The following is an 11,986-nucleotide window of genomic DNA, read 5'->3' as shown; positions in this document are numbered from 1 at the left end:
ATTATATATTCAATAATATCGAAATAACATAATAAATGTGATTTGGGTAACACATTTTGTTTTGAGAATGATGTACAATAAGGACAGCTATATGAAAATCTGAACATCCTAGCCGGAACACTAGGACATATAGGGGAGCGTTAAATTACGTAGTGAATTTAACTAAGTGAATATTACTTATATATGTATCTATAGCCCATCCATTTAGGGATGTGGCTATTTAGAGGGGATAATATGACAAATAAAATAAAAGAGCTTACCGTCAACGAAGTTTGGCGTGATGAGCAAGACGCATGGAACCATCGTTCTGAGTACTTTGTAGAAATGCACAATCGCGAGGATCGCAAGGCACAGGTCACTGATTTTTTAGCCTTCTTAAAGGATGAAAATTTATTACCTGCAGCGAATGGTCGTACACTTGATGTAGGCTGTGGTGTTTGTGATTATGCATTGGGCTTAGCTCGTGAAGGCTATAAAGCGACTGGTATTGATTTATCTGATGGTATGATTCGTGGTGCTAAACAATTGGCAGAGTCAGAAAGTTTAGACCTTAGCTTATATATCGGCCCTTGGTCTGATGAAACTCGTCAAGAACTAGGTTGGGATAAAAGTTTTGACTTGGCCTATAGTATCTTCTGCCCAATTATGTTTGATGTAGAAAATATTCGCGCCATGCATGATGCAAGTAAGGATAAATGCTTGTGGATTGCATTCAGCGAACGCAGTGACGAAATGGTAGATATGCTATCTGAACATTTCTTTGGTCGTGATTCTTTTCCGTGGGATGGTAAGATGAAAGAGTGTTTAGATGCAATCCATGAGATGGGGCATAATGTGAAAGTAACTTACAAAACGGTTCCTGAAACAGAGGTTATGTCTCTTGAAAAGGCAGTTAATTATTTTACCATGCGACTTCATAATAATGGATGGGGAGACATGGAAGACATGAAAGAAGAGATTAGAAATCTCATTGAACCACTAGCTATTGATGGAGAAATCCATAATAAGACCGTTGATAAGGTGGCATGGGTTTCTTGGTCTGTGAAATAGGAGAAAAACATGACAGTTGATGAGAAACGTAAGTTAGAATTAAAAACTATGTACCAAATTATTGGCATCTATTGTCATAATAAGCACCATACCCCTAAAGGGCAACTTTGTGAGGAGTGTCAGAAAGTTTGGCAGTATGCAGAACATCGTATAGATGTATGTCCTCATATGGAAAGCAAAACCTTCTGTAGCGTATGTAAAACGCATTGCTATGCTTCTACATATCGTGAAAAAATACGAGAAATCATGCGCTATGGTGGACCTAGAATGTTGTTTGTATCACCAATCCAAGTCATTAAACATATGTATTTTGAATGGAAAGATAAAAAAAGAGGCTAGCATTGCTAGCCTCTTTCTTAATGGTTTTATCATATTTTCATGTAATACTATGTTACGCGATTGCTTTGTCCAATACCGCTTTAATTAAAGCTTTTGTTTGGTCATAGCTTTCACCAGGTTGAGCCTCGTATTGTTTGTCGAGGTCGAACCATAAATTTGGATAGTATTCATATGGGTGAGTTTTGAAGAGCTCATGAGCGTCTTGATCTTCAACCCAGTTGATGTGAATATCTGCGTATGCAGGGTTTTCTGCAACGAGTTCATCGATAGCACGGAATGCATTTGCGCAATAAGGGCAACCGTTCAAGTGGAAACCTAAGATTTCTTTCATGTTACACAGTCCTTTCCAGATAGAATCTACAGATATTTCTATAATTTGAGATTTTATACATACTCATGTACCACAACATATGGTACACTACTGAGTATAACATATCTATATGAGATATTCAATTTTTTAGATATATCTAACGAGAATATTGAGAATGCAATATGCATGTATTACATAGATAAGGAGAGACCTATGATTTCAGGCGCACAGTATTTGGTAAAAGCCCTTCAAGAGGAGCAGGTAGAGTTTTTATTTAACTATCCTGGGGCCGCAACCATCGACATCATGGATGAATTATATAAACAAGATCAGGTAAAGGTTATCTTGCCTCGTCATGAGCAAGCATTGGCTCATGCTGCAGATGGATATGCCCGCAGTACTGGTAAAGTAGGGGTGTGTATGGTAACCTCTGGACCTGGTGCTACAAATCTTGTGACTGGTATTGCTACAGCTTATGCAGATAGTGTGCCTCTCGTTTGTATCACTGGTCAAGTTGATTTAGGTCTCATGGGCAATGATGCTTTTCAAGAGGTAGATACTGTTGGCATCGTGCGCAATATTTGTAAATATGCCGTTACTGTTCGCGACCGTAAAGATTTAGGTCGTATTTTGAAAGAAGCTTTTTACATTGCTCGCACAGGTCGTCCAGGTCCTGTTGTAGTAGATATTCCTAAGAATATTCAGAAGGCTATGGGGTCTGATGAGTATCCTACAGAGGTTAATATTCGCGGTTACAAACCAAATACCACTGTTCACGTAGGTCAAGTTAAAAAGGCCTGTTCTATTATTAGTAAAGCTAAAAGGCCTCTATTCCTATTAGGCGGTGGGGTAAGCATTAGTGGTGCCAACGACCTTATGATGGAGTTGGTTGAAAAAACAGGGATACCTGTTGTAACAACCTTGATGGGGAAAGGTGCTATTGACAGCCGTCATCCATTGTATCTTGGTAATGTAGGGATTCACGGTGGCTATGCTCCTAATGTAGCTATAACTGACTGTGACGTGATGATTTCTATTGGTACGCGCTTTAATGATCGTATTACGGGGAAACTAAGTACCTTTGCACAAAATTGTAAGATTATCCATATTGATGTAGATGCGGCATCTATTTTTAAAAATATTAAGGTTGATATTCCAATCGTAGCAGATGCTAAATTGGCTATCGAAAAAATCTTAGAATATATTGAACCTCACGATCTTGGCGAATGGCCAAAACAATTACAGCAACTTAAGGCAGAGCGCCCTGTCACTCAAACTGACGAAGAGGGGTTAACACCTCAAACTGTTATCGAGTACATCAATCATCACTATGAACATCCTATCGTTACAACCGATGTAGGTCAAAATCAATTGTGGACTACCCAGTTCCTTGATGTGAAAGGGCAATATCAAATGTTGACGTCTGGTGGCTTAGGGACTATGGGCTATGGTTTCCCTGCTGCATTAGGGGCGCAAATGGGAAATCCAGATAAGCGTGTTTTTGCCATCTGTGGTGATGGTGGCGTGCAAATGAATATCCAAGAGTTTGCCACTGCTATGCACTACCGTTTGCCTGTGACGTTAATTATTTTAAATAATGGCTTCCTCGGAAATGTACGCCAATGGCAGCAATTATTTTACGATAAACGATATGCATGCACGAATTTATTGATGGATGAAAGTGCCCTAGTAACACGTGATATAATCGATAATGATGAGTTTGAATATGTACCGGATTTTGTGAAATTGGCGGAAGCTTATGGCGCAAAGGCAATGCGTATTACTAAGGTAGAGGACATCGAAAAAGGGTTCCAATTGGCAGATACTTTCAAAAATGGTCCAACCCTACTTGAGTTCATCATTCCAACGGAGCTCAATGTGTTGCCAATGGTACCAGCAGGTAAGTCTTTAAGTGATATGTTGTTGAAGGATAAAAAATAGGAGGGGCTATGGAAGTACAAATGAAAAAACGCTGTATTTCAGCGTATGTAGAAAACCAAATTGGTGTACTAGCTAAGATTTCAGGCCTCTTCGCAGGCAAAAATTATAATCTTGACACATTGACGGTAGGGGAAACTGAAGACCCTACTATGTCTCGCATGACTATTGATCTTACTTGTGATGATTTGACGTACGAACAAATTATTAAGCAACTAAATCGCAGTGTGGAGGTTATTAAAGTTATCGACTTTACTGACATGCGAATTACGAAAAAAGAATTACTATTTATCAAGGTCAATAGCTGTAAAGAAGCGGACAAACAAGAAATTTTCCGCATTGCCCAAACCTTTGATCTATTAGTTGTGGATTATAATCGTAAATCTGTACTAGTACAATGTGTAAAGACCGTATCTAAAAATAATGACATGATTGCCTTATTTAAAGATATGTTCGTCAATCGTATTGAAGTTGTACGCGGTGGTAGCGTAGCTATCGAAGCATTATCTACACCTGATAGATAAGGTGTGTACTCAAGCACTTTAAAAGCGATTTAGGTCTATTCAAATATATAATACATGTATTTGAATAGACCTATTTTTTGTGGCTTAAAGCGTGTACAACTTAATATGATATAATATGTATATCGAGCATTATTGATATAGAGACCTTGGTTGTATGCCAAAGTCTTTTTATATAGGAGGTACTATGAGCTTATTAGATGATATTTTAGCCCATAATCGAGAATATGTAGAAGATCAAAATACAGGTTATGTAGATACAGATACAAAGTGTAGTAAAATGCCTAGTCGTGAAATGGCAATTGTTACATGTATGGATACACGTCTTGTTAACTTCTTAGAAGATTCCATGGATATTGGGCGCGGTGAAGCGAAAATCGTAAAGACTGCAGGCAACTGTATTACAGGTCCCTTTGATGGCGTTGTACGTAGTTTACTTGTTTGTATTTATGAGCTAGGCGTTAACGAAATTTTTATCATTGGTCATCACGAATGTGGTATGGCAAAAACTACGGCAAAAGATCTAACAGAAAAAATGTTGGCTCGTGGTATTGCACCAGAAGCGATTCATATGGTCCGTAAAGAAATGGAACGCTGGGCGGATGGGTTTATACATCCAGCGGAAAATGTAGAGGATACAGTGGACGAATTGCGCATGAATCCTTTGATTCCAAAAGACGTGCCAATTCACGGACTTATCTTCCATCCTAGAACGGGCGAAATCGAAGTCATTGTTAATGGCTACACTCAAATGAAACAATTTTACGAAAAATAATATTGGGACTATATGAATAAAAAAAGATTAATTACATCTATATTAGCTATTGTTGTCTTAGTAGGCGTATCTGTAGGCGGCTATGCCTATAAAGATGCCATACAAAGTCGAATAGCTAGGACGGCCGCTGTAGTGAGTGGGCAAGAGATTAAGCCCTTACTTGACTCTGAAATCCGTTATATTCGGCAAATCGTAGCTCAAGATAACAGTACGAGCCGTACCATAATGTGGCAATCAGATAGCAGTGAAAGTGATGCGGTAATAGAGTATCGCCTAGCAGGTTCTGAAACTACTCAAACGATAGGGACAACGGATAAAGTTTTTACCGATGACGGTAGCACTACTTATATTCATGAGGCTACATTGACAGGTCTAACGCCTAATACAAAATATGAATATCGTGTTGGTTATAGTAATGATCGTCGCAGTGATTGGTATTCATTGGAAACTGCAGGCGCTAAAGAATATGATGTTCTCATCTATCCAGATTCGCAGTCTGGCGATTACTCTGAGTGGGAACGAATCGTAAAAGATTCAGCAAAACGCAATCCGAATACAGCCTTGTATATTAGCATGGGGGATCTTGTAGATAATGGCGAACAAGCCTATCAATGGCGCACTTGGTTAAATTCCATCAGACCATTGAGTGCTAATGTGCCGTTAGCAACGACCTTAGGCAATCACGAGATGTATACATTAGATTGGAAAATGCGTGAACCGCGTGCATATCTAAATTATTTTGATGTACCACCTAATGGAAACGAAACCTTTAATCGACGTTATTATTCCTATGATTTTGGCGATGTGCATTACGTTGTATTAGATACGATGTTGTATGAAAGTAATCATGAGGATAATCATGATACTCATCATCCTGATTTGTACGATGTAGAGGTTCAGTGGCTACGTCAAGATTTAGCAGCTAATACTAAAAAGTGGACTGTAGTCCTCATGCATCGTGATCCATTCCAATATGCCTTTGACCGACCAGGTGCTAGTCGAGATGTAGGTTTCGATGATGAGGGAGTACTATTTATGCCTATCTTCGATGAGTTTAACGTGGACTTAGTATTATCTGCTCATTTACATACATATCGCAACCGCGGTCATGTACGAAACTTTGATCGAAATCCAACTGGTCCATTATATATCCTTACAGGGATAGCTGGTGATGCACGACGTCCTAAGTGGAAGCAACATCCCTTAGATGTATATGTAGCACCTCAGCCTGAAACGAATAATTATATGTCTATGACCGTAACACCAAATAAGCTGATTATAAAATCATTCTTACCTGATGGTACCCAGATCGACGAATCAGTCATTGAAAAATAAGAGAAAGACACCTCCTTTGGGCGGTGTCTTTTTTGTCTAATAAAAAGCATTAAGCCTTTATGAGTAAAGTTAATGTACAATATAACAAATAAAAATACGAAAAATACGTATAAAAACTTGCTTATTATAAAATGTAGTATTATAATACGTATATAGGTTATAAAAATACGCTAAATATGTATAAAGTATGCATATAGTGTATAAAGGAGATAGAGTAATGAATGCATTACAAGACTTAATAAAAACATATGCCTCCCAATATAAAGAAAAGGTTGTGGAATGGCGTCGACATATTCATAGCCATCCAGAATTGTCGGGTGAAGAAAAAAATACATCTTTATTTATTCAAAAGGTATTTGGTGAACTAGGAATCTCTTTTGTAAACGATGTTTCTGATTATGCTGTAATCGGTAAGATAGAAGGTGCTCATACAGGCCCTGTTATTGCATTGCGTGCCGATATGGATGCCTTACCCATACATGAGATAACAGGATTGCCCTTTGCTTCACAAAATGAAGGCGTTATGCATGCCTGTGGTCATGATAGCCACATGGCAATTTTACTTGGTGCAGCAGCGATTTTACAGTCTATTAAAGATCAATTGCACGGCACCGTAAAGCTTGTATTCCAACCTTCCGAAGAGGAAGCGTTATTCCCAGGAGCACAAGGTATTGTAGATAGCGGTATCCTTGATGACGTAGATGAAATATATGGACTTCATGTATGGCCACAATTACCCATTGGCACTATAGGTCTAAAAAAAGGTAATTTGATGGCTGCATCAGACCACTTCCTTGTACATATTAAGGGCAAATCAACCCATGGTGCGGAGCCTCACAATGGGGTTGATGCTATTGTGGCCGCAGCGAACTGGATTGTAACTGTGGAGTCCATGGTCGCTCGCGAAACGAATCCTATGGAAAATCTTGTATGTACCATAGGTGTTATAAATGGCGGTGATCGATACAATGTGGGCTGTGGCGATGTATATCTAGAAGGAACATGTCGTACCTATGCACCTGAAAAACGGGATTATATTGAGCGACGTTTAGGGGAAAGCTTACAGGCCCTCGATGTGATGTTTAAAACGGAAAGCACTTTGGATTATAAAAGGGGTCATGGTGCTACTATCAATAATCTAGAAGCCATTGATTATGCCACATCCATTGTAGAGAAATATCTTGGTAAAGATGCAGTGGTACATCCTGAGTTCCCATCTATGGCAGCAGAAGACTTCTCCGCCTATCTTCATAAAATCAAAGGTGCGTTCCTTTGGTTAGGCACTGGCTTTGAAGGCAATCCGGCTTTGCATAATGCAGCTTTCACCATCGATGAAAGTATCCTTGAACCAGGTATCACAATGATGGCAGCGTTGGCCGCCGAATTTTTACAAGAAAAAATAGTTTGAAATAAGAGGTTATCATGAAAAGTTTACAACATACATCATTTAAAACAATGCTTCAATATACACCAGAGGAAATTAAATACTTCTTGAAGTTAGCCGCAAAATTAAAAGCTGATAAAAAAGCAGGTAAAGAAATTAAAACATTAGAAGGTAAAAACTTTGTTCTAATTTTTGAAAAAGACTCCACACGGACACGTTGTGCCTTTGAAGTCGGGGCTGCTGATCAAGGGGCTTTTACAACATATCTTGGTCCTACAGGTTCTCAAATGAATAAGAAAGAATCCTTAAAGGATACGGCTCGTGTTCTTGGTTCCATGTATGATGCTATCGAGTTTAGAGGATTTGACCAAGAGGACGTAGATACATTGGCGGAATACTCTGGTGTACCAGTTTGGAATGGACTTACCGATATGGATCATCCTACACAAACATTAGCCAATTTTTTAACACTTCAAGAGAATATCGACAAACCATTGAATGAAATTTCCTTTGCTTATGTTGGACATGGTCAATCAAATATGTGCAATGCTTTGATGAGCGGTGCCGTTAAAATGGGGATGGATTTCAGACTTATTGGTCCTAAACAATACTGGCCAGCTGGTCCATTCTACGAAGAGTGCTTAAAGGTGTCTAAAGAAACAGGTGCTACTATTACTTGTACAGATGATGTAGCTGAAGGTGTTAAAGGCTTAGATGTCATTTACACTGGTGTGTGGGTAACGATGGGCGATACTTACGATATGTGGGAGGAACGTATCAATACATTTAAACCGTTCCAAGTAAATGCGGAAATGATGGCATTAACAGGTAATCCCAATACTAAGTTCTGTCACTGTTTACCTGCGTTCCACAACACAGAAACACAAGTAGGTAAAGATATTTATGAACGGTTTGGCATGAATGGCATTGAGGTGACCGAAGAGGTATTCGAAGGGCCAAACTCATTGGCGTTCCAAGAAGCAGAAAATCGTCTTCATACTATTAAGGCGGTTATGGTTGCCACATTTAGTGACTATCCATTGAAGTAAGTTCATCTCCCTAGAAGGTGATGAATCGTATAGTTGGTTTTCTATTTATACTGGTTCAAGGGATGTATAAATAAGTGTGAGTTACCAATAGGTGAGAATTGAGGTTTATTATGACACCCCACAGAGTATTTATTGTTGGTCATGAAGGCACAACGGGTCTTAGAATTCATGAACGATTATCCGATCGAAAAGATATAGAACTCTTAGCGACTACTGATGAGGACCGCAAAAATGTAGAGGCCATTAAAGTGGTTGCAAAAAAGGCAGACATCGTATTTCTCTGCTTACCTGATGCGGCATCTAAAGACATTATGGCGGTTATCGGTGACTTGCCGTGTAAGGTAATCGATACATCTACTGCTTTTAGAACTGATTCTGATTGGGCCTATGGTTTCCCAGAGCTTGGTACTAATTATAAGACAGCTATTGCTACTAAAAAACATATTGCAAATCCTGGATGCCATGCAAGTGGTATGATAGCTTGCATAGCACCTCTTGTAAAAGCAGGGCTTGTGCCAGCGGATTATCCTTTCACCATTACATCCTTAACAGGCTATAGCGGTGGTGGTAAGAAGATGATTGGTCAATATGAAAGTAGTCCTAAGGACTATTTCCTTTATGCTCCTCGTCAATATGGGCTTGGGCAAGAACATAAACATTTACCTGAAGTACAACATGTATGCGGCCTTAGTGAAGCTCCAATTTTCATGCCAATCGTTGATGATTACTATTCTGGGATGGAGGTTACAGTAGGTATTCATAGTCGTTTATGTCATAAACCTGTTTGCATTGATAGGGTGCAACAAGTATTAGAAGACTTTTACAAACATAGTACGATTATTACGGTCGCACCATTTACTGAAAATAGTAATACTGGCATGTTAAACGCTAATCAATTGAGCAATACGGACAGCATGAAAATCTATGTGACTGGTAACGATGAACGCATTATGGTTCACGCTATATTCGATAATTTAGGTAAAGGTGCATCTGGTGCAGCTGTTCAATGCATGAATATCGCATTAGGTTTGCCAGAAGAGACTGGATTGGTATTGGGGTAGAGGTAATACTATGAAGGACGTAACAAATGCAATGCGGGCGCAGATACTAACTGCGGCCGTTCCATATATAAAACAATATACCGATCAGTATGTTGTCGTTAAATACGGCGGCAATGCTATGATTGATGAAGAGTTAAAAAAATCTGTTATGAAGGACCTACTGCTACTCCAATTGGTAGGCGTAAAAGTAGTTCTCGTTCATGGTGGAGGGCCAGCTATTAATAGTACCTTAGAGGCGATGCAAATTGAGTCTCATTTTTCTAATGGCTTGCGCGTTACCGACGAAGCGACGATGGATGTCGTACAAATGGTGCTAGCCGGCAAGGTGAATAAAGGTCTCGTGGCGGATTTAACGGATCTTGGTGGTAAGGCTGTTGGCCTCTGTGGTGTGGATGGCAATATGATTCAAGTTCATAAGCAAAACGAAGAACTTGGTTATGTAGGTTATATTGATACTATTGATACGAGCATTATTCATGATGTAATTAGCTGTGGCTATATTCCAGTTATTTCTTCTATTGGCATGGGAGCCGATGGCAAGACATATAATATTAATGCTGATACGGTAGCTGCAAAGATTGCGGGCGCTCTCAAGGCGGAAACCATGGTGGCTATGACCAATATTGATGGTGTACTGCGAGATGTGCATGATCCAGATTCTTTAATTCCTAAAATTACAATGGCTGAGGCGGCTCAGTTAAAAGCCGATGGTATTATTGCAGGAGGTATGATTCCAAAGGTGGATTGCTGCTTAGAGGCCATAGAAGCAGGGGCACAAAAGGTATTTATCATCAATGGCGAGATTCCACATGCTATTCTTATCGAGTTATTAACCGATGAAGGCCTTGGCACCATGTTTATTGCTTAATATAGTAGACATAATACGGTAATCATCTACTAGTTATCTTTTATATAGATAGACGACGGCAAGGCCGTACGTTTGGAGGATATAATGAGTAATACAATCGATTTTGAAAAACAAGATAAAGAATATATAGCCAATACGTATGGTCGGTTTAACGTATGCTTTGAAAAAGGGAAGGGTTCCCTTTTGTGGGACGTAGATGGTAAAGAGTACATCGACCTCGGCTCTGGTATTGGCGTAACCGCTTTTGGTGTTGACGATGATGAGTGGACTGAGGCTGTTACTAAGCAGTCTCATGCGTTGAATCATATTTCTAATTTATACTATTCTTTGCCACAAATTGAACTAGCGAAACAGCTCTGCTCAAAAACGGGGATGAAAAAGGTGTTTTTCTCTAACTCTGGTGCGGAGTCTAACGAATGTGCTATTAAGGCAGCGCGTAAATACAGCCATGACAAATACGGCAAAGGTCGTCATGTAATCGTTACCCTAGTCAATAGTTTCCACGGTCGTACTATTACCACCTTGTCTGCGACAGGACAAGATGTATTCCATCAACATTTCTTCCCATTTACGGAAGGTTTTATTTATACCCCTGCCAATGATATTGATGCGGCTTTGAAAGTCCTTGCTAATCCAGCTGTTTGTGCCATCATGATGGAACCTATCCAAGGTGAAGGTGGTGTTATGCCATTAGATAAGGAGTTTGTCCAAGCGGTAACAAAATATGCGCATGAACATGATCAACTGGTACTCATCGATGAGGTACAAACTGGTAATGGTCGTACCGGTAGTCTATATGCATACCAACAATTTGGCATTGAACCAGATGTGGTATCTACTGCAAAAGGCTTGGCGGGAGGGCTACCAATGGGTGCAATCTTATTTAATGAAAAAATGCAATACGTTTTAAATGCTGGCGCCCACGCTACTACCTTTGGGGGAAATCCAATCTGCGCGGCTGCAGGGAACACTATTATTAGCCGGTTAACTCCTGAATTTCTCGATTCTGTAAAAGTAAAAGGGGAATACGTAAAGGCTACCTTAACTGGTAAACCTGGTGTCATTGGTGTTAGCGGTATGGGCCTCATGCTCGGTATTGAAACTACGGTTGATGCTAAAGCTGTTATAGCTAAATGCCTTGAAAAAGGTGTTGTATGCTTATCTGCTAAAAATAAGGTACGACTTTTACCAGCCCTTAATATTCCACAAGAACAATTAGAAAAAGCTATTGCTATTTTAGCTGACGTGATTGAAGAATTAGCGGCACAGTAAGATTTTGTTTAACTTTCATAAATATTGTTTACTATAGTTATGTAACATTGAACTATGGAAATAAACCGATGATTATATAGACTT

Annotated in this window: 12 protein-coding genes; 11 read left to right on the top strand and 1 reads right to left on the bottom strand. The window is 39.4% G+C overall.

The annotated features are described in order from the left end of the window. Nucleotides 1-234: 234 nt before the first annotated feature. Together HMPREF1865_RS06745 and HMPREF1865_RS06740 are read left to right on the top strand one after the other, a co-directional pair. Complete coding sequence (locus HMPREF1865_RS06745) at nt 235-1,050, top strand: class I SAM-dependent methyltransferase (RefSeq protein WP_060919635.1); 816 nt, start codon at nt 235-237, stop codon at nt 1,048-1,050. 9 nt (nt 1,051-1,059) lie between these two features. After that, entirely contained in the window at nt 1,060-1,389 is a 330-nt protein-coding gene (locus HMPREF1865_RS06740) for a nitrous oxide-stimulated promoter family protein (protein WP_060919634.1), read from the top strand. 52 nt (nt 1,390-1,441) lie between these two features. On the opposite strand, the gene HMPREF1865_RS06735 is transcribed toward HMPREF1865_RS06740, so the two are convergent. Further along, the gene (locus HMPREF1865_RS06735; RefSeq protein WP_005385785.1) at nt 1,442-1,720 is read right to left on the bottom strand and encodes a hypothetical protein; all 279 of its coding nucleotides are present in this window, start codon (nt 1,718-1,720) and stop codon (nt 1,442-1,444) included. 192 nt (nt 1,721-1,912) lie between these two features. Between HMPREF1865_RS06735 and ilvB the strand changes: the two genes are divergently transcribed. The 9 genes from ilvB (at nt 1,913) to HMPREF1865_RS06690 (ending at nt 11,902) form a co-directional block, all read left to right on the top strand. Then, complete coding sequence (gene ilvB / locus HMPREF1865_RS06730) at nt 1,913-3,640, top strand: biosynthetic-type acetolactate synthase large subunit (protein ID WP_060919633.1); 1,728 nt, start codon at nt 1,913-1,915, stop codon at nt 3,638-3,640. An 8-nt stretch (nt 3,641-3,648) separates the two neighbouring features. Then, nucleotides 3,649-4,161 carry an acetolactate synthase small subunit gene (gene ilvN / locus HMPREF1865_RS06725; RefSeq protein WP_060919632.1) on the top strand — a complete coding sequence of 171 codons (513 nt, stop codon included), beginning with the start codon at nt 3,649-3,651 and terminating at the stop codon, nt 4,159-4,161. A 184-nt stretch (nt 4,162-4,345) separates the two neighbouring features. Further along, a complete protein-coding gene (locus HMPREF1865_RS06720; RefSeq protein ID WP_060919631.1) occupies nt 4,346-4,933 on the top strand; it encodes a beta-class carbonic anhydrase in 588 nt (195 codons plus the stop codon). Nucleotides 4,934-4,945: 12 nt separating this feature from the next. Continuing rightward, nucleotides 4,946-6,268: a purple acid phosphatase family protein gene (locus tag HMPREF1865_RS06715; RefSeq protein WP_060919630.1), complete on the top strand. Its 1,323-nt coding sequence runs from the start codon at nt 4,946-4,948 to the stop codon at nt 6,266-6,268. Nucleotides 6,269-6,485: 217 nt separating this feature from the next. After that, a complete protein-coding gene (locus HMPREF1865_RS06710; protein WP_060919629.1) occupies nt 6,486-7,676 on the top strand; it encodes a M20 metallopeptidase family protein in 1,191 nt (396 codons plus the stop codon). A gap of 14 nt (nt 7,677-7,690) precedes the next feature. Further along, the gene (gene argF / locus HMPREF1865_RS06705; RefSeq protein WP_060919628.1) at nt 7,691-8,701 is read left to right on the top strand and encodes an ornithine carbamoyltransferase; all 1,011 of its coding nucleotides are present in this window, start codon (nt 7,691-7,693) and stop codon (nt 8,699-8,701) included. Between the two features lie 110 nt (nt 8,702-8,811). Then, complete coding sequence (argC, locus tag HMPREF1865_RS06700; protein WP_060919627.1) at nt 8,812-9,762, top strand: N-acetyl-gamma-glutamyl-phosphate reductase; 951 nt, start codon at nt 8,812-8,814, stop codon at nt 9,760-9,762. Between the two features lie 10 nt (nt 9,763-9,772). Next, nucleotides 9,773-10,630: an acetylglutamate kinase gene (gene argB / locus HMPREF1865_RS06695; RefSeq protein WP_060919626.1), complete on the top strand. Its 858-nt coding sequence runs from the start codon at nt 9,773-9,775 to the stop codon at nt 10,628-10,630. 84 nt (nt 10,631-10,714) lie between these two features. Continuing rightward, a complete protein-coding gene (locus tag HMPREF1865_RS06690; RefSeq protein ID WP_060919625.1) occupies nt 10,715-11,902 on the top strand; it encodes an aspartate aminotransferase family protein in 1,188 nt (395 codons plus the stop codon). Nucleotides 11,903-11,986: the final 84 nt, after the last annotated feature.

The sequence above is a fragment of the Veillonella parvula genome (genome assembly GCF_001553335.1).
Classification (GTDB): Bacteria; Bacillota; Negativicutes; order Veillonellales; family Veillonellaceae; genus Veillonella; species Veillonella parvula_S.
This window is presented reverse-complemented; position numbering and strand designations above follow the sequence as displayed.

Coding starts and splice junctions, on each gene's coding strand:
- HMPREF1865_RS06745 (WP_060919635.1), top strand. CDS start 235: ATGACAAATAAAATAAAAGAGCTTACCGTCAACGAAGTTTGGCGTGAT.
- HMPREF1865_RS06740 (WP_060919634.1), top strand. CDS start 1,060: ATGACAGTTGATGAGAAACGTAAGTTAGAATTAAAAACTATGTACCAA.
- HMPREF1865_RS06735 (WP_005385785.1), bottom strand. CDS start 1,720: ATGAAAGAAATCTTAGGTTTCCACTTGAACGGTTGCCCTTATTGCGCA.
- ilvB (WP_060919633.1), top strand. CDS start 1,913: ATGATTTCAGGCGCACAGTATTTGGTAAAAGCCCTTCAAGAGGAGCAG.
- ilvN (WP_060919632.1), top strand. CDS start 3,649: ATGGAAGTACAAATGAAAAAACGCTGTATTTCAGCGTATGTAGAAAAC.
- HMPREF1865_RS06720 (WP_060919631.1), top strand. CDS start 4,346: ATGAGCTTATTAGATGATATTTTAGCCCATAATCGAGAATATGTAGAA.
- HMPREF1865_RS06715 (WP_060919630.1), top strand. CDS start 4,946: ATGAATAAAAAAAGATTAATTACATCTATATTAGCTATTGTTGTCTTA.
- HMPREF1865_RS06710 (WP_060919629.1), top strand. CDS start 6,486: ATGAATGCATTACAAGACTTAATAAAAACATATGCCTCCCAATATAAA.
- argF (WP_060919628.1), top strand. CDS start 7,691: ATGAAAAGTTTACAACATACATCATTTAAAACAATGCTTCAATATACA.
- argC (WP_060919627.1), top strand. CDS start 8,812: ATGACACCCCACAGAGTATTTATTGTTGGTCATGAAGGCACAACGGGT.
- argB (WP_060919626.1), top strand. CDS start 9,773: ATGAAGGACGTAACAAATGCAATGCGGGCGCAGATACTAACTGCGGCC.
- HMPREF1865_RS06690 (WP_060919625.1), top strand. CDS start 10,715: ATGAGTAATACAATCGATTTTGAAAAACAAGATAAAGAATATATAGCC.